This window comes from Photorhabdus sp. CRCIA-P01 (assembly GCF_003545805.1).
In the GTDB taxonomy this organism is placed as follows: Bacteria; Pseudomonadota; Gammaproteobacteria; order Enterobacterales; family Enterobacteriaceae; genus Photorhabdus; species Photorhabdus antumapuensis.
In genome coordinates, this window is the sequence record NZ_NMQR01000033.1 from 1 (window position 1) to 22,019 (window position 22,019).

19 protein-coding genes, 1 tRNA gene, 1 other RNA gene and 1 pseudogene are annotated in these 22,019 nt (G+C 39.9%); 8 read left to right on the forward strand and 14 right to left on the reverse strand.

The window, feature by feature from the left end:
• From D3222_RS17255 to rimJ, 3 genes and pseudogenes are all read right to left on the reverse strand, one after another.
• Positions 1 to 127: pseudogene (locus tag D3222_RS17255) on the reverse strand (IS630 family transposase); the annotation flags it as partial.
• Positions 128 to 761: 634 nt separating this feature from the next.
• Positions 762 to 1,196 (reverse strand): DUF29 domain-containing protein, encoded by a 435-nt coding sequence (locus D3222_RS17260; RefSeq protein WP_118987256.1) that lies wholly within the window; start codon positions 1,194 to 1,196, stop codon positions 762 to 764.
• A 432-nt stretch (positions 1,197 to 1,628) separates the two neighbouring features.
• Positions 1,629 to 2,213, reverse strand: a complete 585-nt coding sequence (rimJ, locus tag D3222_RS17265; protein WP_118987257.1) for a ribosomal protein S5-alanine N-acetyltransferase — start codon at positions 2,211 to 2,213, stop codon at positions 1,629 to 1,631.
• 312 nt (positions 2,214 to 2,525) lie between these two features.
• Here rimJ and mdtH point away from each other — a divergent pair, with 312 nt between their 5' ends.
• Positions 2,526 to 3,731, forward strand: coding sequence for a multidrug efflux MFS transporter MdtH (gene mdtH, locus D3222_RS17270; protein ID WP_118987258.1), 1,206 nt, complete (start codon positions 2,526 to 2,528; stop codon positions 3,729 to 3,731).
• A gap of 37 nt (positions 3,732 to 3,768) precedes the next feature.
• Positions 3,769 to 4,332 carry a lipoprotein gene (locus D3222_RS17275; RefSeq protein WP_118987259.1) on the forward strand — a complete coding sequence of 188 codons (564 nt, stop codon included), beginning with the start codon at positions 3,769 to 3,771 and terminating at the stop codon, positions 4,330 to 4,332.
• Positions 4,333 to 4,397: 65 nt separating this feature from the next.
• Here the strand turns inward: D3222_RS17275 and D3222_RS17280 are convergent, their stop codons facing one another.
• Together D3222_RS17280 and ghrA are read right to left on the reverse strand one after the other, a co-directional pair.
• Complete coding sequence (locus D3222_RS17280) at positions 4,398 to 4,937, reverse strand: TorD/DmsD family molecular chaperone (RefSeq protein ID WP_118987260.1); 540 nt, start codon at positions 4,935 to 4,937, stop codon at positions 4,398 to 4,400.
• 72 nt (positions 4,938 to 5,009) lie between these two features.
• The gene (gene ghrA, locus D3222_RS17285; protein ID WP_118987261.1) at positions 5,010 to 5,951 is read right to left on the reverse strand and encodes a glyoxylate/hydroxypyruvate reductase GhrA; all 942 of its coding nucleotides are present in this window, start codon (positions 5,949 to 5,951) and stop codon (positions 5,010 to 5,012) included.
• Between the two features lie 326 nt (positions 5,952 to 6,277).
• On the opposite strand from ghrA, the gene D3222_RS17290 reads away from it, so the two are divergent.
• The 5 genes from D3222_RS17290 to D3222_RS17310 all read left to right on the forward strand — a co-directional run bounded on the left by D3222_RS17290 (position 6,278) and on the right by D3222_RS17310 (position 7,791).
• Positions 6,278 to 6,367: transfer RNA gene (locus D3222_RS17290), tRNA-Ser, on the forward strand.
• A gap of 47 nt (positions 6,368 to 6,414) precedes the next feature.
• A non-coding RNA gene (locus tag D3222_RS17295) (RtT sRNA) lies at positions 6,415 to 6,538 on the forward strand.
• A gap of 248 nt (positions 6,539 to 6,786) precedes the next feature.
• Positions 6,787 to 7,065 (forward strand): type II toxin-antitoxin system RelE/ParE family toxin, encoded by a 279-nt coding sequence (locus tag D3222_RS17300; RefSeq protein ID WP_049581801.1) that lies wholly within the window; start codon positions 6,787 to 6,789, stop codon positions 7,063 to 7,065.
• Positions 7,065 to 7,367 (forward strand): HigA family addiction module antitoxin, encoded by a 303-nt coding sequence (locus D3222_RS17305; protein ID WP_011146340.1) that lies wholly within the window; start codon positions 7,065 to 7,067, stop codon positions 7,365 to 7,367. The genes D3222_RS17300 and D3222_RS17305 overlap by 1 nt, the downstream gene beginning before the upstream one ends.
• Positions 7,368 to 7,533: 166 nt before the next feature.
• Positions 7,534 to 7,791 (forward strand): AbrB/MazE/SpoVT family DNA-binding domain-containing protein, encoded by a 258-nt coding sequence (locus D3222_RS17310; protein WP_118987262.1) that lies wholly within the window; start codon positions 7,534 to 7,536, stop codon positions 7,789 to 7,791.
• Between the two features lie 470 nt (positions 7,792 to 8,261).
• Here D3222_RS17310 and D3222_RS17320 read toward each other — a convergent pair whose 3' ends face one another.
• The 8 genes from D3222_RS17320 to D3222_RS17360 all read right to left on the reverse strand — a co-directional run bounded on the left by D3222_RS17320 (position 8,262) and on the right by D3222_RS17360 (position 18,305).
• Positions 8,262 to 8,843: a hypothetical protein gene (locus tag D3222_RS17320; RefSeq protein WP_118987263.1), complete on the reverse strand. Its 582-nt coding sequence runs from the start codon at positions 8,841 to 8,843 to the stop codon at positions 8,262 to 8,264.
• A gap of 161 nt (positions 8,844 to 9,004) precedes the next feature.
• Entirely contained in the window at positions 9,005 to 10,189 is a 1,185-nt protein-coding gene (gene luxE / locus D3222_RS17325; RefSeq protein WP_232832560.1) for a long-chain-fatty-acid--protein ligase LuxE, read from the reverse strand.
• A 106-nt stretch (positions 10,190 to 10,295) separates the two neighbouring features.
• On the reverse strand, positions 10,296 to 11,279 hold the full coding sequence (gene luxB / locus D3222_RS17335) for a luciferase subunit beta (RefSeq protein ID WP_118987266.1): 984 nt from the start codon (positions 11,277 to 11,279) through the stop codon (positions 10,296 to 10,298).
• A 14-nt stretch (positions 11,280 to 11,293) separates the two neighbouring features.
• The gene (gene luxA / locus D3222_RS17340) at positions 11,294 to 12,376 is read right to left on the reverse strand and encodes a luciferase subunit alpha (RefSeq protein ID WP_118987267.1); all 1,083 of its coding nucleotides are present in this window, start codon (positions 12,374 to 12,376) and stop codon (positions 11,294 to 11,296) included.
• 34 nt (positions 12,377 to 12,410) lie between these two features.
• Positions 12,411 to 13,334, reverse strand: a complete 924-nt coding sequence (locus D3222_RS17345; protein ID WP_118987268.1) for an acyl transferase — start codon at positions 13,332 to 13,334, stop codon at positions 12,411 to 12,413.
• 12 nt (positions 13,335 to 13,346) lie between these two features.
• Entirely contained in the window at positions 13,347 to 14,789 is a 1,443-nt protein-coding gene (gene luxC, locus D3222_RS17350) for a long-chain-fatty-acyl-CoA reductase LuxC (RefSeq protein ID WP_118987269.1), read from the reverse strand.
• A gap of 951 nt (positions 14,790 to 15,740) precedes the next feature.
• Entirely contained in the window at positions 15,741 to 17,396 is a 1,656-nt protein-coding gene (locus tag D3222_RS17355; RefSeq protein ID WP_198672849.1) for a carbamoyltransferase family protein, read from the reverse strand.
• 216 nt (positions 17,397 to 17,612) lie between these two features.
• Entirely contained in the window at positions 17,613 to 18,305 is a 693-nt protein-coding gene (locus tag D3222_RS17360) for an SDR family NAD(P)-dependent oxidoreductase (RefSeq protein WP_118987270.1), read from the reverse strand.
• 1,021 nt (positions 18,306 to 19,326) lie between these two features.
• Between D3222_RS17360 and dauA the strand changes: the two genes are divergently transcribed.
• Positions 19,327 to 21,042, forward strand: coding sequence for a C4-dicarboxylic acid transporter DauA (gene dauA / locus D3222_RS17365; RefSeq protein ID WP_118987271.1), 1,716 nt, complete (start codon positions 19,327 to 19,329; stop codon positions 21,040 to 21,042).
• A 106-nt stretch (positions 21,043 to 21,148) separates the two neighbouring features.
• Here dauA and kdsA read toward each other — a convergent pair whose 3' ends face one another.
• Positions 21,149 to 22,003, reverse strand: a complete 855-nt coding sequence (kdsA, locus tag D3222_RS17370; protein WP_118987272.1) for a 3-deoxy-8-phosphooctulonate synthase — start codon at positions 22,001 to 22,003, stop codon at positions 21,149 to 21,151.
• Positions 22,004 to 22,019: the final 16 nt, after the last annotated feature.

Consider the following 22,019-nt stretch of genomic DNA (forward strand, 5'->3'; position numbering starts at 1 on the left):
TCACAGAACTCCACCCTTCAGAAGCCAGAAGGATAGCTTTTATTCTGTCTCGTACTTGACCATCGCGAGTGGTGTCGTGAAGACGCTCAAGTTTGATTTTTTGTTCTGATGTAATAAATATTTTCATAGCGAGGATAATGATCTCCATTTCGGATAAAATCAAGCATCTTCAATGATTACGGGTATATATTGATAAAACAATAAAAAAACCTTTTTTAAGATAAATAATATTTCTTTATAATCAACAGATTATTATTCAACACAAAATTATGTACAGACTCAAATTATATAAGTATCTATTTTCACTCACTCTTTATTTATCTATTTTTTTCAATTCAATTGCTATTATCCAGGAAATATAAAATCGAAGTTGGCATTTATTAAATTACTAAATCAGAATAATACCTATTTTTATAGATTAAGGAAACTATTCAAATTATTTTCATGACAATTAGGAAATAATAATAAAATGTCCAATGAATTATTTAAAGGAATACGGATATATTTACTTACGAAGTAACGATATTGCACTTATTATGTGAATCTACCACTCATTATAATTCCAAAAATAATAAGCTCTTAACTGTTATTTACCATAAGAAAAAGCAAAATTTGGCGCTTGTCTTAACTGATAACGTTACAGATTCAGAATTCTCTCTAGTAGCACCTTGCAACTAACCTTACTACAAAAAGCTCGAATAGCCACTTTAAAAAGCGCACCAACCGAAGTCAATGCGCCGAATAAGTCAACTTATTGAAGTTTATTCAGGATAGAACTCTTGAGAAAAGATCTGATTTATATTCCAGATACATTCATCCGGGAACATATCCAGTCCTGTTTCATCGACAGCGGAAGAAACTGCATCAGCCCAAACTTTCGCAAACCAGTTTTCATCAGCAATTGTGCTTTTCAAGCTAGGTGTCTCTTTTATATGCAATGCCAGTGCTTTTCTCTGTTCCCTGATAGTTCGTTGCCAACTTGAACCACGACGCTCAGGTTGATATTGCCATTTTAAAAGATGGGACAACAAAACTGCCATGCGACTTGCTAGTTCACGTTTTTCACTCTTGCCCACGTCCTCAATTTCCTCGGCAATATTAACTATATCGATCTCAGAGAATTTACCTGCACGCAATAATGCTGCTTGCTCATTCGCCCAAGCGACCACATCAGTTTCGTAACGGGTATGACTCATGGTTGCCTCCGTTAATATAAAGCTGCCTGTACGGCAGTGAACTTCCATCAGACTTTTCTAAAATCACATCTTGATTTCTAAGCTGCCTGTACGGCAGTGAACTAACAGTTAAGTGTATTGTTAGTCAGCGTTCTTTTCTAAGCTGCCTGTACGGCAGTGAACTTGTATTCGACAATTTTCTAAGCTGCCTATACGGCAGTGAACTTTGTTACATATTAACTTTAACCTGCTGACAGTTAAAGCATATATTAATAAAACAATGAAAAAACCCTTTTTTCAAGATAAATAATATTTTATTAAAAATCAATAAATTAAAATCAGTCCTTAAAAAAGGGTCAAAAATAAGGTGTGGAGAAAGCAGATTTTTAACGGTGATTTAATTCATCATTACTAACTTGCTTTACTTTATTTGGTGACAGTACAGCGTAATAATCAACTTTTTCCACTCCATTTTTCATCTGTCAATGCGGTTAATACGTGATCCTGCCAGACTCCATTGATCATCAGGTATTTCTTGGCATAGCCTTCACGCTCAAAACCCAATCGTTCCAACAACTTCCCACTACGATAATTATCCGGCATATAATTAGCCATAATCCGATGCATCCCCTGTTGGCGTTGCATATAACGGATAGCGGGCTGTAAAGCTTCATACATCAACCCTTTTCCCTGCCACTTTTCACCAAGCGAATATCCCAAATAACAGGCATGAAAAGCACCATGCAGAATATTACTGAAATTAGCAACACCAATAACTTCACTCTCATTTGGATCAAGCAGCAGAAAATGAAAAGCCGCACTCTGTCTTTGCATTTCTATGATTAAATTCAATCGGTTTATCCAACCGGAAGGCTGGCAATGACTTTTATCTCTGGTCGGCTCCCAAGGTTTAAGAAACTCGTGATTTTCTGAATAGTACTCAGCCAAACGATAAGCATCCCTCTCGTACACCAAACGCACCACCATTCGTTCCGTGATCAAACGAACTTTCGGTAAAGTGGAACGATAACCAAACATTATTTCTCCCTAACTATATTAATTTATCCGTTAAGAATTTAAGCTATTTATCTGTAAAAAACAGCTTCCAGTCATTACTTTACGACAAAAAAATATTATCCATAATTCACTATCCTAATGTTCAAATTAAGTACAGAATATAAAGGAACTATACCTAATAGATTTCGAGTTGCAGCGAGGCGGCAAGTGAACGAATCCCCAGGAGCATAGATAACTATGTGACTGGGGTGAGTGAAAGCAGCCAACAAAGCAGCAGCTTGAAAGATGAAGGGTATATATTGTCCTCTCTTCTTACTACTCCAATGGTGAGCAATGTCACTGGTTTCACAAGCACGTAGCCTGGGTAAGTACTTCCTGTTATTCGATAACTTGCTGGTCGTTCTGGGTTTCTTCGTCGTATTTCCTTTAATATCAATACATTTTGTTGAGCAACTGGGTTGGGCCGCGCTGGTTGTCGGTTTTGCGCTTGGTTTACGTCAGTTTGTACAACAGGGTTTAGGCATTTTCGGTGGCGCAATTGCAGACCGTTTTGGCGCGAAGCCGATGATCGTCACCGGCATGCTATTACGCGCCCTTGGCTTTGCTTTAATCGCCTTAGCCACCGAACCGTGGATATTGTGGCTTGCCTGCATATTATCCGCACTGGGGGGGACCTTATTTGATCCTCCCCGGACCGCACTGGTCATCAAACTAACCCGACCGCACGAGCGTGGCCGTTTCTTCTCGCTGCTGTTGATGCAGGACAGCGCCGGTGCGGTTATCGGCGCACTGATTGGTAGCTGGCTGCTGCAATATGATTTCCAACTTGTCTGCTGGACAGGTGCCGGTGTTTTCGTTCTGGCCGCCATCTGGAATGCCTTATTCCTCCCTGCCTATCGGATTTCTACTACTCGCACTCCCATCTGGGAAGGGATGGAGCGCGTTATTAAAGATCGTCGCTTCTTCACCTATGTATTGACGTTGACCGGCTACTTCATGCTATCTGTCCAGGTGATGTTGATGTTCCCGATTATCGTCAATGAAATCGCCGGAACACCCGCTGCGGTAAAATGGATGTACGCAATTGAAGCAACCCTATCGCTCACTTTACTGTATCCAATCGCCCGTTGGAGCGAAAAACGATTCCGGCTAGAACAGCGTCTAATGGCTGGGCTTTTCCTGATGAGCCTGAGTATGTTCCCAGTCGGTTTGATTGGTGAAATAAATACTTTGTTTGGCCTTATCTGCCTGTTCTACCTCGGTACCATCACCGCTGAACCTGCCCGTGAGACATTAAGTGCTTCATTAGCTGATCCACGTGCGCGTGGTAGTTATATGGGATTCAGCCGCCTTGGTCTGGCATTGGGTGGCGCCTTGGGTTATACCGGCGGTGGCTGGTTATATGATACCGGCCATACGCTGAATATTCCGCAATTGCCCTGGTTTCTGCTTGGGATTATTGGCTTGATAACGCTGTATGCCCTACACCGTCAATTTAACCAACGTAAAATTGAATCTGCCATGCTGAGTGGCAATTAATGAGGTAAAATCTGCCCTCCAAAATAAAGGAGTCGATATGAGAAAATTTTTCTTGGGGGCAGTATTGCTGCTAGCGGGGTTAATCAGTGGCTGCGATCAGTTCAAAGATATCAGTATCAGCGAAGAGTTAATTAATGGTTATCTAGCAAAACACGTCCATTACCAGAAACAGATCGAATTACATGGTATTGCCAATGCGGATATTGAATTGACAGAACTATCCAGCCAAATTGGTCGAACAGAACCAAACAAAATAGCGTTAACTGGCCGTGCAAATGTAAATATTACCTCCCTGCTTGGCCCGGCGAAAGCCGACATGAAACTCACCCTGAAAGCACAACCTGTTTTTGATCAGGAAAAAGGCGCTATTTTTCTGAAAGAGTTGGCAATCGTCGATTACCAAATCACACCGGAAAAAATGGAAAAACCGATTAACACATTAGTCCCTTATCTGAATAAATCACTCAGCGCTTTCTTTGATATTCATCCTGTTTATGTAATAAAGGCAGATCACAGTAAAACTGAAGCCGCAGCTAAAACATTAGCAAAAAAGTTAGCAGTGAAACCTGGCAAATTAGTTATTATGCTAACCGATAAATAATTTTCATCAAGATATAGCAAAAAGGCAAATAATTCGAAATTATTTGCCTTTTTATCATTTAAAAATTAAGAATCCAGTTCTTCTCTTAACGCCTGTAACGCTTCACGGGTAATCATTGCTAATGTCCGGTAGAAACCGGTTATTGCATGGGCTTCCACTTTCCCCAAAAATTGCCCACACCACGGCAGCAAATATTCATCAAACAGCACAATTTGCCCCTGAACCTCATCTTCTGCTGCCTGATCTTCCAGCCATGAAGCACCTAATAGCAGAGAACCAAACTGATCGACTGGCCCATCTGACAATGGCATTCCTCGTTCAGTCAGAAATTGACGAATATCGTTTTCACTCTCCCCGGTATAGTCAGAACGGCGGCCTGGGACACTAGCATTATCTCCATAAAACAGTGTCATATAATCAGCTTGCATTGCGGATAGGTCGCAGTTTTGTTGCAAACGATCCAACAACACATCTTGCTCCAATGGCCATGATTGCTTCAATTTACCTTCTACAATCATCGTCAGAAGTGGTTTCAGAATCGGGTCTTGCGGTTGACGATTAAATAAAGTCCCTAAAATACGGCAGACTATTGAAAATTCATTCATCTCAGTTTCCAAATAAATAGCAATTTTGCCATTATTGTCTCCAATAGCAGCCCCTACTGTAAAGAGATGTTATTAATATCCTAGTTTTATATCCACAACGCTGGTTGGTAATTCCCCTTTTTCAATTCGTCGAATATTTTCACTAATCGTATCCATAGCAATATCAGGAATAGTAATAGCCGCAATATGTGGCGTCACCGTTATACGGGGGTGAGTCCAAAACGGGTGCATCTCTGGTAATGGTTCCTCAACAAACACATCCAATGAAGCCCCGGCGATATAACCTTTATCAATCGCCACCAACAGATCATGTTCTACTAAATGGGCACCTCGCGCGATATTAATCAGATATGACTTTGGTTTTAGCTGGCTAAACAGCGATAAATTCAGAATACCACGGGTTTTTGGTGTATCAGGCAGCAAATTGATCAAAACTTTACTCGCGGAAAGAAAATCGCCCAATTGATCTTCACCGTGAAAACTAACTACATTATTAACCTGTTTTGGCGTACGGCTCCAACAACGCACAATAAAGCCCGATTCAACTAACGTCTGTGCAACACTGCGCCCCAGAACACCGGCGCCCAACACGCCCACAACAAAATCTTTGCGATCATGAGGTTCGAGTTGTTTCCACATCCTCAGCCCTTGTTGCAGCTTATACTGATCCATGCGCCGCAAATAATGTAAAACCGTTGCTACTACATACTCCTGCATTTGCAGCCCCATACCAGCATCTTCAAGCCGCATTAACGGCACACCTGTGGGTAACATCCCTGGTTTTTGCTGTTCCTGCTTTAAAATCGCCTCTACTCCTGCTCCTAAAATAAAAATCCCCTTCAATCCAGAACGATGCGCCAACATCTCATAGGGGGGAGCCCAAACCATTGCATAATCCGCATGCCTATTATCGCCGCGTTTCCATTGGCGGATATTGATATTAGGCAATCGTTGCCGCATACCTTGAATCCACTGAGCAGCATCAAAAAAGGGGTGGTAAAAGATAATCTCCATGACTATTTATCCTCATCTTATTTTTTCATACAGGGTTATCTGATTGACAGTAGGTTGCAAGACCCTTTGTTGATCATCATTACGAAAATTTTGAGAATGTTAAGTAGTTAACGAATTCATTTTTTTCTTATCAAAGGACTTGTACATTTTCTATTTCAGCAGCATCAGGTGGATATCAATTCACCGAATTGACTCTTATTTGGCTAACCAATCAAAAAACCAAAGAAAAATATCAGAAGAGTGTTGACGCTTATAACGCTTTTCCCTATAGTAGCGCCCCGTTGCAGCGATGATATTAAACAAAGTTGCTGGAATGAAAAAAAGACGGTGAGGTGTCCGAGAGGCTGAAGGAGCACGCCTGGAAAGTGTGTATACGTGAAAACGTATCGAGGGTTCGAATCCCTCCCTCACCGCCAGAATTGAAAAGAAGCTCAGGTTAAATACCTGGGCTTTTTACTTGTATATATCCCCGATGCAGGGAGGGTCGAGAACCCTCGAACAGGGTTCGACAAAACGGCCTGCCGTTTTGGACCGCCAAAGGCGGCCCGCAGGGTGAGCGCAGCGAATCAATCCCTCCCTCACCGCCAGATTCGAAAGAAAGCTCAGGTTTACCACCTGGGCTTTTTTACTTGTATATACCCCCGATGCAGGGAGGGTCGAGAACCCTCGAACAGGGTTCGACAAAACGGCCTGCCGTTTTGGACCGCCAAAGGCGGCCCGCAGGGTGAGCGCAGCGAATCCCTCCCTCTCCGTCACACCTTAGTTCAAATAATGTTGCGTAACAAGGAACACTTTGCTATAAGATTTCTTGTAGCGCAACACGGAGCGATAAGGAATGATAAAGAGTTTCAAGCATAAAGGACTGCGCCAATTTTTTGAAAAAGGTGTTTCTGTTGGAATTAACCCTCAACATGCAAACAAACTCCGCCAACGACTCGCTGTTATTAACGAAGCTGAGGATATAGGGGAAATCAATCTTCCCGGATACAATCTACATCCTTTAACGGGAAACAGACAAGGACAGTGGGCAATTACCATTTCAGGAAATTGGCGTGTAACATTCGAATTTATCGATGGTGATGCGTACATCGTTAACTACGAGGATTATCACTAATGAAAATGTTTAACCCGCCTCACCCAGGCGAAATTATTGCTGACTCTTTGGAAGAACTAGGTTTAGGAATTCGTGATCTAGCACGAGCATTGAATGTTGCTCCATCTACAGCTCAACGTCTAGTGTCGTGTAAAGCAGCAGTCACACCAGAGATGGCAATAAAACTATCAAAAGTACTTGGTAGCTCTCCACGGTTGTGGCTAAAACTGCAAGAAACTTATAGCCTTGATAAAGCAGAAAAGACAGTTGATATTTCCAAACTGACTCCGTTATTTAAACCTGTCCATTTATCTCATACCTAAAAATCAACAACCTGAGTTCAGGTTTACTGAACTGCACCCCAAATGTTAGACACCAAGTCATACATAGGGGTGCAATTTTTTGGATGTTCATTAGAACTCAAATTAGCCTCTATTCACTATCATAGGGCTGGATGGATTAACCTCTAACTTATGGAGAGAATAAATCATGTCTCAGGCGACGATTAAAAAGTGGGGAAATAGCCCATTAGTAAGGCTGCCCATAGCTGTTATGAAAATGGCGCCTTTAAGTGCTGATGATACCGTCAATATTTCTGTAGAAGATGGAAAAATAGTTATTATTCCTGTCAAAGCAAAAGAATATAACCTTGACGCGTTATTAGCTGGCGTAAAAGATGAAAATATTCATGCGCATAATAATCTTAGATCTATGAAAAAGAAAAACTATCCTCTCACTCTCTTTTAATACCAATAAGCCAATTTGAATCAAGAATTATGCAACTCATTGGCTTAGCTCGCAACTCAATAATTTATTTATCATTAGCTATTCATTTTGAAGAGCGCAGGAGCCCAAAAAATGGTATCTACATGCCAATAGAAGTACCATTAAAGCAAAGTTTGTGATTGTTCCAAGAGCATTTATAATGCCAAGGTGAAACTGATTATAAATGGGGCATTAATGCCCCTAACCTGCTTCCTGTAAATTAGCATACCACAAAGTTATGTCTGCTCTTCGCCCAAAGCCAACTATCTGATTTGATCGTGTACTGCCAGAGCATATTGTCAGGTTAAGTCCAAGCTAATACATTTTATATTTATAAGAAAATTATCTTTACGCCAATATTTATCAAAATATTTTTCAAAACTCATACTTTCAACATATTTTATTAATTCTTGGTAGATATAAAAAACCACCCGAAGGTGGCTATTGTCGTCTCAAACATCTTCATCCAGTTTTTCACGATCTAATTCCAGTAATTCTTGGAATTCCTTTAATCCCTTTAATTCCTGGACGTTTTTTTCGAAATCTGGGAGCGTATAAACATCTGGACTCGTATAAATAAGTTGACTGGTTTCTATGCCTTCTTTACCACATATTACATGTATATCAACTAATACCGTATTATTATCATAACCTATAGACATAGTTCCATTGTATTTTAGCGCGTTACCAAATGCTTCTTGTGATGGATACGATGATTCATCTCCGTACTTTTTCGTTAACGATTTGCTTACTGGCTTCACGAGGCGGCCAATACTAATCTCTAATCTTTTAAATTCTCCATTTAAAAAAAATGCCATTGCTTCACGCTTTTTGTTAGCAAACGAAAAGTCAGAACATGAATAAAGTGATACTTCTTCTATTTGAGAATCTCCCTCAAATTTTTCAAAATCACATAATCTCTTCGAAAGAAACTCTTCTTCTGTCATGCCAAACTTTGCATCTTTATACCCATCAACTGCCATTGCACCAAAGCTAATCATTCCCAATGCAAGCATAACTGCCAATTTTTTCATATTATCTCCTTTTGCTTTGAGCCAATGAGAACAGTGTTAAACCAACCCCACAAACTTCTATCAAGCACCCAAATGTGGATGTTTTGGAGAATTTTGTAAAGTGTAGATGTCATTCAGATTTATATAACACAAGCATTCCACTTACAATTGGGCAAAGGACATTAACTACCAAATGCTTCGGTTAAACTTAAAGCACACCCTTTCTGTGCCCTCGTATTGACGCGACGTAAAATCTCAACGAGTACACCAGGATACTTACCATATTCTCTGCTAATTATCCCGACATCATCGGTAACAATAAATGCTGGATAACTGGTTGCTGACGCATCCATATAACTCATCAACCCCGGCGTTCCATCAGGTACAGGTTTCAACGTTTCAGGATCAAGTGCTCGCGCATACACCCACGGCGGAACATGTTTACGCTGCATTTCATCTTCAAAGAAACACGTGTTGAGTTCAACTTGATTAAATATATCTCGGATCTGACCAATATCACTGAGGTTGAAAGTGTCAAATAAAAGATGATTGAAGTCATCACGTTTCAGGGATTCTTTTTCGTGATTTTTCCAGCCGCCACCCGTTATGATATAAAGGCTTTTATCCCCATAAAATGAGATATTTTTATCTTTCATATAATGGCAGAGCAAATAAATAAAGTATGGCGAACCGATAAGACAAATATCTTTCCCTTGATTTTTTATTCGTTCAAGGCTATTCAATGTCTTAACAAAATCTATTCGTTCTTCTGTTACGGTAAATGTCGTGGGATATAACAATTCCACCAAGCTCATAACATATTTAAACCAAATGTTATGAGCATTAAATCTATCTGGTCCCAAGTTGACCAACTCCATTTGATGATCAAACCAGCTACCAACATATTTCATACCATAACTCACAGAGCCTAAGAGTCTCTCAATACTTAGTCTGTCACGCGCCACCTCACTTTTTAAACCATTCGTACCGCTACTGGTAAACCAACTTTCAATCTCGTTCTCCTGAGAAGTTAATAAGCGAGTAAACTTAAAAACTGATGTTGGGAATACAGGTATGTCATCAATTTCCGTAATATTGTCATCTACTTTGTGTGCCTGACAATAGTGACGGTATTCTTGACAATGTTTATAGTGATTACGAAATGCATCAAGCACAAGTTTCTTTCTGATTTTTTCCTGTTCATCGTAAGACCAAGCTAATGGATCGCTCGAAAAAATCAAATCATCAATTTCTGAACTTGCTGTGATTTCTTGTTTATCAACACATGAAGTCATACCTGTTTTACCCCTCAAAATAATATTAGAGAGTATGGCAGCACTGCCGTCATACTCTTTTATACCCTTCATCTTTCAAGCTGCTGCTTTGTTGGCTGCTTTCACTCACCCCAGTCACATCGTTATCTATGCTCCTGGGGATTCGTTCACTTGCCGCCGCGCTGCAACTCGAAATCTATTAGGTATATTCCATGTGGTACTTCTTAATATTATCATTAACAATATTAATTACATTTTTTTGGTGCATCAAGTCATTCATTGGTTCAAAGGATAGCAATACACTTTTTGCATCGCATTTTTCAATTGCCCGCTTAGCCGCAGTTATACATTCCGTATAATCTCCGACAGCATTTTCTGAAATTATCTGTTCAAGTTTATTTTCAAAATTTTCATTAGGGTGCATTTCAAGAACATAATCACTTATAAATGCACGCGTCTCTTGTTTGGCTTTCTTACTATCTTCGTTATAGTTAACTAATATCATTAACTGATGGTCTATCGCTGACAGATCAACGCCATATTTATCAGCAATGGCTTTATACCTTTCAGCATATTCATGTCTAACATCATTGGAGTCATCCCACTTAAAGATGAGAGGAATGCCTTTTTTAGCAGCCCATTCTACAATACGATGGCTTGTTGCCGTGACATATTTCCGAGGCCCACCTGGCGTATAAGCATGAGGGTTTACAGATATTTTGGGAAAACTATAAAAGTCGCTATCTGGATTACAATAGCCCGTTGTTAAAGCATCGTTAATGATTCCATAACACTCTTCAAATAGTTGCTGTTGATATTCAACAGGGCGATTAAAAAAATGCATTTCATCTTTTTTTTCGCAATCACTAAGCCCTAAAATAAATCTCCCTTCGCTTAACTGATCCAATAAGCAAGCTTCCTCCGCTATTCGGACAGGATGATGTGTTGTAATGATGTGATTCAATGAACCAACTTTAATTTTCTCCGTTAAACCGAGCAAAAAACTAGAAACAGTCAGGGGAGCACCGACAACACCATTACCTGAAAAATGATTTTCATATACCAAAATCTGTTCAAAATTCAATTTATCGACATACTCCGTTATTTCCCGCATGCGAACTATACTTTGTTCTTGAACAGTTTTTGAATTGATGAAGTTAAGGAAGAACAATCCAAATTTCATTTCTTTTTCCTTAGCTAATATAATAGCGAACGTTGTTTTTCTTTAAGAAATGGCATGACATCAGACTGGAAAAGCTTCATGGAAGCAATAATTTCATCTACTGTTCCATTAGCTTCAAATCCACAACAAATATTTGATATTCCTGTGGCGTCAATGTCTTTTTGAATTATGTTAATGCATTCCCGCGGGGTGCCGACGGGATTGATTTCGTAACTGTAATCAATACGGCGATTAGTATTTTTATGTCCTTTCAATACAAAGTCACGCCACTGCCCTTTATTGAAATCATAACCTCTTGTTTGGTCTGAATCATCGAAAATGGTCGTGGCATTCACATAAGAATCATACCAATGCCCTAGAAAATTCCGGCAAATTTCTTTCGCTTTATTTGAGTCATGATCTACAGATGTTATATATGATAAGCAATGGTCGATATTATGAATATCGTGACCATATTCTTGAGCCACCTCGTTATAGAGCTCAAGTTGTGCTTTCTTTTCGTTAGTATTGATAATCCAACTTAATATCATCGGTAAACCAAATTGAGCGGCCCACTCAGTGGTCGAGGCTGATTCAGCCACCACATAAACAGGTGCTCCACCTTTACTGTATGCTGTCGGGTTTACTTTTACCTTATGGAACTTGATATGTTCATTGTCAGCTTCCACATATCCCTCTGTCATTCCATTTTTTATCAACCCGTACCAACACTCCGTCAAAGCGCGACTGTTATTCATATCTGTGCCAAATACGCGAAAATCTTTGTTGTAAAGCCCCCGACAAATACCAAACCTAAATCGTCCTTTTGACATTTGATCCAATAAATTCACATCTTCAAGTTGGCGCACTGGATGAGCGGTGGGAAGAACAATAGCAGCAGTCCCTACATTCAATTTTTTGGTTGCACCAAGTAAATACGCAGCAGCGACATAAGGATTACCAAGCAAACCAAACTCCGTGAAATGATGCTCTAGTAACCATACAGTATCAAAACCACACTCCTCAGAGATACGACCTAATTTAACCAAACGTTTTATGACCTCGGTTTGGGAAAATTGAGGAGGTTGGTATGTAAGCAAAAAGTTTCCAAATTTCATAGAGAGTCCTTATGTTTCTATCTAAGTGATAGAGTTAAGACAACAAAATTGTTTGATTCTCAATCTCAATTTTCATTCGGCGTTCATTGACTGTCGCAATGGTTAGATGTTCAAATGATGGCTCAGTGATATTGATATCAATATCCAGACTACCATCATCCATCGCGATAGCGGCTTTCGTAACCGATTGATAAAAATTCCGTAGGACCACTAAGTTCTCACCCAAATCATGCGAGCTTCCTAGCAAAGAATATATCTTGCATCGATTACTACGAATACTTGATAACAATGTGATGACTTCATCTTGCTTTACCCAATTGTCGTTATTGGCGGTAAAAGCAATAAATGGAATATCAAGATGCGTCATGCTATTGATTGTAGAGGTTAAATCTTCCCAACCAAAATCAAGGCAATCTCTCGCAAAGACTTCAGCGCCCAATTCATGGCCTTCAAAATCTAAATTACTTGGCAATTCATCAATCGGTAAACTGAGATAATCAAATCCTAAAGCTCTTTCTAAGGTATATCTTAAATTAACAACACCGACCGCAGTGATTAAAAACGAAACATTAATTTCAGATAGACTTGCATAAACTATCCGTGCAGATAAGCTTGAAGCCAAAATACCACGGTTATTTATTTTTCGTGTATTTAACCAATCAACCACTGCTAATAAACTCTGTTTTCCTATAGACATTGTAAATTCATCAATTGTCCCTGAACTCAATCCAACATGGTGAAGAGAATCATAACGGATCACATGAAATCCATTCCGCGACAAATATTCCGCCAGACCAGCAAAATGATCCATCCTTCGGGCAAAGCCCGATGCAATAATGATAGTATTCTTTCTCTTTGGGCTGTTTTCTTCTGGCAGCGTTTCCCAAACATGAATTTTTTTATTTTCTTCAACACAAAGAACATGGTCGATGGTTTTATATCTGGATGCATTTTCCATACTTTTTACCTATTACGGGACAAATACAAGGAACTTATCTTCTTCCAGGAATCGAGTTTGTTCTATTTCAACCGCAACATCCTTAGCAGTATAGTTAGATGGCCTTTCATGAGCAATATATGTCACTAATCGTTGTAACGGTCTCATGCCGTCATGAGATCCACCAACGCGAAATATGTTATTCATTCCTGCTTCCACAATCCTTTCCGCACCTCTTAATGCTAATAAGTCTCGATATTTAAATGCTGACTCCCAAGGAAAAATAGATATGGTTTGCGTCTTATTTTTCTGAACATAAGGCAATATTTGCTCAATATTATCGACGTGATGAAGGTACACACATCGGCCAAGTGGTTGATTAAGTTCCACACCTGCATTTGACTCAATAATCATCCAGCTCTGATGAATATCAGCCTCTACTTTTAATCCAGCAAACAAGCTTTCTTTTTGGACCAAAGAATAGGCCGCCTTTTCATCAAAATCTTTTTTGGTGTTTGGTAATATATGCGCATATAGATTAAGTTTTTCTATCAACACTAGCTTAAATTCTTCATAATGGCTTCCCATGTAGTATATGTTTTGGGTGGAAAAACAAGCTCGCTGATCGTAAAAACAAATATCATGAGCCGCACCTGTAGCTGCTGACAGCAAATCAACTGGGTTATCAATAATGCAAAAACTCTTCTTAGGACCAAATTTAATCACGTCAACATAAGGTGGTGCATGTTCCACAGCCCAATTAATCGCATCTTCCCTTCCCCAAGCGACAATAACATCCGCATGTTGCATAATTTCTTTTGCGAGTGACGTATCCCCTTGATGTTGCCAATATACGACAGACAAAGAGCGCGTTATCGGATGATTAGGGTCCACATCGATAAAACTTAACGCTAATGCATTAGCTGTAAAAGGATCGGTTGATGATGTTCTTATAATGCACTGATTCTTGGTTAAAATTGCGCGTAGTATAGACATGATCCCAGATAATGGAACATTACCTGCCAACAGATGTACAGACTTACCTTTTGGGAAAGCCCTAATGTAACTTTCATCCTGAGGTAGCCATTCATCCATGATATGGCGAGAACCAAGTTCATTTTCCACAACATCATAAAGGCCACCTTTAGAACATAAAATCATAGATATCCAATTGGCCTCTAACTTGGCCATTTCTTCTGAATATCCCATATATTTTTTTAAGTCACGAATGTATGTCCTGCGTCTTGAATATTCTTCATTTTTCCATCTTTGCCCTACCGTATAGAGAAAATTGATAATGTTATGCAACCGTAATTTATTATTATCATTATAATCAATAATGTTTTTTACATGAGAGTCATTCAATATTGGTAGGTAAACACTATTATCACCAAAATTAATGGATTGCACTAAATCATCACTTTCGGGAAAGATTTCAACCTGGCCGTTAATAATGAATGAAATTTTTTTAGTCATATTTCCCCTCCATTTAATAAGGTAATTTCAACTTAAATTGTTGTTTAACCATCTTGCAAACTGGTCGTACCAACTCTTACTTCTTGTATTTTTATATTAAGATAATGTAAGTAACAAAATATCCATAAAATTCAGATTCTGACTACCGGATTCCTGAGCTGTAAATTTCGTTAGAATTATGATAATAATATGAATTTTCTGCTCAAGGCTGTTAATGTGAATGAGTGGATCGTCAATATAATTTCTGCTCTGGTTTTAATACCTGTTAAAATAGCAAAGTAAAATTTTCATATCAACAAGATTTGTTAATGAAAAGTTTAAATTAAAAGAATCACGATCTTATTATACGTGATAATACTTATGTAAATTATTAATTTGTTTATATTATTCAAGATACCTGAGCGCTATTTCATAAATACCGACAAAATACATGAATGGCAATGCCGCTTTTCACCGCTGGATTTCCAGAAGAAAGAGCTCAAGCTCAAAATACCTAGACTTTTTACTTGTATACACCTCCGATGCAGAGAGGGGTCAAATTTCGTGTCGTAAGCAAGGCCCGTCGGTTCAAAATCGGTGTCTGTTGTCTGGATAAGAAATTCGCCAGGATAAATTTGATAGGTTTTCTGCAAGGTGCCGTAGACCACAATCACCGCGTGATCAGTAGGGATACAGCGACTATTAGCGCCGGTCGAGGTTTCTGTCCCGGCGTTCCGGCGCTGATTCCGGTAGGCGTGTCCTTATTGTGTTCCTATGTCATCAAATATCATCTCCAGATATTCTCCTCTGACGACAAAGAAACACATTTGATCCAAAAATCAATTAACTGACTTTTTTATCAAGATGCCATCAGCATTATTCTTTCCATACGACAAATCCCTCAATATAAAGCTTGTCCAGTGAAGTTTTCAAAAACGTCTCTATCGCAATCTCAGGTGACATAATAAGCGGCTATCCCCTAACGTTAAATGAAGTATTTACCAGACAACCATAACCGGTTATCTGTTGTACCTCTTTTAGCAATCGCCAAAAAGTGGCGTTAATAGTACGTTCAACACGCTGAATACGCGCCGTTCCATCAGCATGGATAATACCTGACACCGGCTTCATCATTTCTGGTTTTACTTTGGCGGTGCAAAGCATATATCGAGTCGGCATTAAATTACGTGTCTCAAAAATAGTGTCGCAATCCTCATCCAAAATTGCTGGGGCAAATGGACGGAAAGCCTCTCGGAATTTCACTGTACTATTAATTCTATCCTTTATTCTTTCACCTGCTGGCAGAGCTAAAATCGAACGGTTACCAAGTGCCCTTGGGCCAAATTCCATTCGATCATGGAACCAAGCAATGATTTTATCTTCTGCGATATCTTTAGCCGCAGAAATAAAATAATTATCATTCAATCCCAAATAACGCCATTTCATTCCCGCATTACCGCCATGTCGGAATAATACATTACGGACTTCATCGGTGGAGAAACGAGGACCGAGGTAAGGATTAAAGTAAGGATCCGTGCCATTGTGGTATCCACCAGCCACAAAAAGCGCAGCGCCCAAAGCCGAACCATCATCCCCCGATGCCGGTTGAATAAAGACGTTTTCCACACCATCAAGCTGACAAAGGACTTGGTTTGCTTTGCAGTTTAAGAACGATCCTCCAGCAAGGCAAAGTGATGTTTCACCCGTTTTTCGCAACCAATAGGTCACTAACTGTTTCAGCAGCAGTGTAAATTTTTCCTGTAATCCGGCAGCAAAATCCTGATGAACATCTAGCAAAGTGTCATCCTCTCTTCTTGGCGTAAAACCAAACATATCGCTAAGTTGTACCATTGCACTGGGAAAACCATATTCCGCATTGTCAAATGCTTGCGGTAACCAGTTTATCTGTATCGTTCCGCTCTCTGCATCGAATTGCGCTAATTCATTAAAAATATCGCGGTATCGTTCAGGATTACCATACGCGGCAAGTCCCATGACTTTATATTCATCACGGTTAAATACAAAGCCAAGGAACCGGGTACAGATAGCATAAAATATTCCTAATGAAGAACTAATTGGCTGACTGTACAATTTCTGGAATTGCTGGTCTTTAGCAAGATAAACACTTAAGGATTCTGTCTCACCCATACCGTCTGAAATAATACACAATGCAGACGGGAAGCCACTGGGATAAAAAGCAGATGCCGCATGAGCCAAATGATGATCTACCCCTTGAAAACGTGATTCAATATTTTGCCATCCCTCAGCAGCTAATGCATTAATCACGGTTTTTCCACTAAAAACCTCCTCGAATAATTCTTCATTCGACATGAAAAATCGGCGATAATTATCATAATTAAAACCGTGGGCAATAACCTGTATATCATCTTGCGTAAGACCTGCTTCCGCTAAACAATAGTTAATAGCATTGGCAGGAAACCGCCCTGTTCCTTTCTCTCCCGTAAAGCGCTCTTCCGCCGCCGCCGCAACAATTTTTCCATCAATAATCAAACAGGCCGCACTATCGACTCCCTGGCAAATACGTTCGTCTAATTTACTCACCTCTGGATTATTCTCTCGCAGAAAACGTTGAGCATTAGGAAGGCCACTGATACCTAATATAACCATTTTCTTCACCTCCAAATTGTTATTTTTCTTTCATGAAAATTAAACTATACGCTTTATACTGATAGCCCATTTTGTATTAAGTGGAACCAAGTCATCTCGCCAAACAAAGTAATATCATTATTACCACCGAAACCAACTGCATTATTTTTATACCCGTTATCTTTCAAGTTACCTCTTTGTTGGCTGCAACTCGAAATCTATTTGGTATAGCTATTATTAACCACTTAATCCCCCATCAATGCAAAGAGATGTTCCTGTGATATAGGTTGATGTACTCAACGTCCCCACACAAAAACTGGCAATTTCATCAACCTCCGCCATTCGTTTTAATGCGGTGCTTCTAGCGAATTCCATCTTCTTTCCTGGAGAAATATGACGCAACATACCACCATCAACATATCCCGGCATTACCGTGTAGGCCCTGACATTAAAACGGCCGTAGTCATTAGAGATGTTTTTTACCAATGCATTCATGGCTGCTTTCGAACAAGAATAAGCAGTGGCGCCTGTCTCTCCACGTAAACTTGCTGTAGAAGAAATAAATTGCATCACGCCATTACGATTCTTCATAAAATGTGGCAACAAATATTTTGCTACTCTTGCCGCACCAAATAAGTTGACATTGAAAACATCATGCCAACCCTCAATATCCTGAGCATGCAATAAACCATCCAATGACATTGCTGGCGTATAGATAACCGCGTCAATACATTTCATCTTTTCAATCGCAATGTCAATGGCTTCTCTAACACTGTCATCCGACATAACATCTAAATAAATTTCCTCATTACGCGGTTTACGTGAAGTACCTAATACTTCATAACCACTTGCAACCGCATGCCGGCAAATTGCATTCCCAATTTCACTTGATGAACCAATAATAAGCATATTACTGTCATATTTATGCATTTAAATATTCCTACCTTATCTATACCCGTTATCTTTCAAGTTGCCTCTTTGTTGGCTGTACTCACTCACCCCGGTCACATAGTTATCTATGCTCCCAGGGATTCGCTCCCTTGCCGTCGCGATGCATTTTGAAATCTATAGGGTATAAAAGTTATTTTCCAACAGTAATCCCCACTTTAAATAAAGCATTCAGAATAAATATCATCTAAACAAGAAAACATTTTTAACTTATATATTATTAATTTATATATTATCAACGGATATACCCTTCATCTTTCAAGCTGCTGCTTTGTTGGCTGCTTTCACTCACCCCAGTCACATAGTTATCTATGCTCCTGGGGATTCATTCACTTGCCGCCTCGCTGCAACTCGAAATCTATTAGGTATATATTTTTAACTTACCTATTTTCAACTCATTTGTTCCATCTAGTTCTATGAGTCATCCTAAATGATAGGGTGAGTTATTATATATGTCAAATTATTAATCTAATATTTAAGCGATATCAAAGCATTGATTAAATTACATCCAAAAATTAAATAAAAAACATCATGCGGAAAAAAATTCAATACAGCTAATTTAATCCAGTCATAATCAATACATGTGGTGAATGCATAATTAATCATTTAACTTTCTAACAATAACAATTGAAAATTGTAATCAACTCTGTTAATTCATTATAAAAATAAAATATTATAATTCTATAATCAATAGAACAAATATATATCTACAAGTTTGAAAATATTAATTAGATTGTTTGCGGAGTTAATTTAATAATATTCACCAATAAGAATAGATACTTAATAGAATCGATTTCAGTATATTTTCCAATGATAAGAACGCTATTCTCCCTTTTACTTTTCACTTTCCTGCCGTTAAGCTATTAACATTAAGTTTGATCTATGGCGCTATCGTTTTGAACTAAAAGCACTATTCTTGTAATTAGGTCTTGTAGTTTAGTCTTGCAATTTGGCTATAACGACCTTATTACTTTTTCCCTCTATATTTTTGGTTTATGCACAGATGAAAACTCGTAGAATGAACGGCATACGGCCGTTTAGTGCTGTAATTGAGGCTTGTTGGAAAGAACCCTACTCTTTTGCTCGTTTAACTAAAGATATTATCGCGGGTATTACTATCGGTATTATCGCCATTCCGCTCGCTATGGCGCTAGCAATCGGGAGTGGTGTCGCGCCACAATATGGGCTTTATACCGCCGCTATCGCCGGGATGGTTATCGCGATAACCGGCGGCTCACGCTATAGTGTTTCCGGCCCTACCGCCGCTTTCGTTGTCATTCTTTATCCGGTCTCTCAACAATTTGGTCTGAGTGGTTTGCTCATTGCAACATTAATGTCAGGCATTATTTTGCTGGTGATGGGATTAGCCCGTATTGGTAAATTGATCGAATATATTCCTCTACCCGTAACACTCGGTTTTACTTCTGGAATCGCGATAACTATCGCAACTATGCAAATAAAAGATTTTTTTGGTCTGCAATTGGAACATATGCCAGAGAATTATATCAATAAGGTTGCTGCTCTGTTTCAAGCACTGCCAACACTGTGTTTGAGTGATACGCTGATTGGCTTGACGACACTTGCCGTTCTAATTTACTGGCCTAAGCTCGGGCTGAAATTACCAGGGCATCTTCCCGCTTTAATTGCAGGAACGGCTGTGATGGGGATCATGAACTTATTCGATCAACATGTTGCTACCATTGGTTCTGAATTTAGTTATATATTGAATGACGGTACACAAGGGCAAGGTATCCCACCCATCCTACCGCAATTTGTTTTACCGTGGCATTTACCTGATATGGATGCTCATCAGGTTGATATAAGTTGGTCAACGGTTTCAGCTCTATTACCCGCCGCCTTTTCAATGGCTATGTTAGGCGCCATTGAATCACTGCTTTGTGCCGTGGTTTTGGATGGTATGACCGGTAAAAAGCATCACTCAAACAGTGAATTGATTGGTCAAGGATTGGGAAATATTGCCGCACCATTCTTCGGTGGTATTACAGCTACCGCCGCAATCGCCCGCTCAGCCGCAAATATCAGGGCCGGCGCAACATCACCAGTTTCAGCCATTGTTCACTCTCTGCTCGTTTTATTAACTTTACTGGCATTGGCACCCATGCTCTCCTATCTTCCTCTCGCTGCCATGTCTGCCCTGTTGCTCATGGTCGCCTGGAATATGAGCGAAATACATAAAGTTATCGATCTGATACGCCGTGCACCAAGGGATGACATCATTGTGCTGGTGCTTTGTATGTCGCTCACCGTACTGTTTGATATGGTTATCGCCATTACGATTGGTATCGTATTAGCTTCACTGCTGTTTATGCGTCGCATAGCCAATATGACTCGCATCAGTCAATTGCCACAAACAAATGTCGCTCAAGCTCTGCTGGTTGTCCGTATCAATGGCCCGCTATTCTTTGCCGCCGCTGAACGCATTTTCACGGAATTAAAACAAGAAAGCGCCAGTTATCAGACCATCCTCATGCAATGGGATGCCGTTCCCGTGCTGGATGCCGGTGGGCTGCACGCTTTCCAACGTTTTATTGATGAAGTGGGTAAGGATAAATATATTGCTGTTTGTGATATTCCCTTTCAGCCTTTAAAAACATTGGCCAGAGCCAGAATCCCATTGGTTGAAAATCACCTTAGCTTCCATGCGACATTGCCACGAGCCATGGAAGAGTTAAATTTCAATGGCAAAATGGATAGCTAAAATTGCCAGACAAAAGCTTGCTCGCTCTGTTTCCAATAACTTTTTTCTCATAATTAATGGCGCTGTAAACCAGCGCCAAATCTCTTCATCATTCGATGTCATGACATCATTTACTGGTATCCAGTTGAGGGAAGTTTTTCACCACATCATCAATCGCTTTCAGCTGGCTCAAGAATGGCTCAAGTTTTGCCAACGGCAAGGCTGATGGGCCATCACACCTCGCATTCGCAGGATCAGGATGCGCTTCAAGGAACAGGCCAGCAATACCGACTGCCATTCCCGCACGCGCCAGTTCAGCAACCTGAGCACGACGACCACCAGACGCAGCACCAAATGGATCGCGGCATTGGAGTGAATGAGTGACATCAAAAATTACCGGATGTCCTCCTGTTGCCTGGGCCATAACATTGAAGCCCAACATATCCACCACCAAATTGTCATAACCAAAGTTGCTGCCACGGTCACACAAGATCACCTGATCGTTGCCGCCTTCCTTGAATTTTTCCACAATATTCCCCATCTGCCCTGGGCTGATAAACTGGGGTTTTTTAACGTTAATCACCGCGCCGGTACGCGCCATCGCCTCAACTAAATCAGTTTGACGCGCCAGAAATGCTGGCAGTTGGATGACATCAACCACTTCCGCCACCGGTTGCGCCTGTGCCGGTTCATGCACATCCGTGATAATTCTCACACCGAAAGTTTGTTTCAGCTCCTGAAAAATCTTCATCCCCTCTTCCAGACCGGGGCCACGGTAAGAGTGAATTGATGATCGGTTTGCTTTATCAAAGGAGGCTTTGAAAACATAAGGAATGCCCAATTTTTGTGTCACTGTCACATAGTGCTCACAAATACTCATGGCCAAATCCCGTGACTCAAGGACATTCATACCACCAAAGAGAACAAACGGGAGATCATTCGCGACCTTGATATCACCAATATGAACCACTTTCTGTTGCATACTTATACCTTCCGTT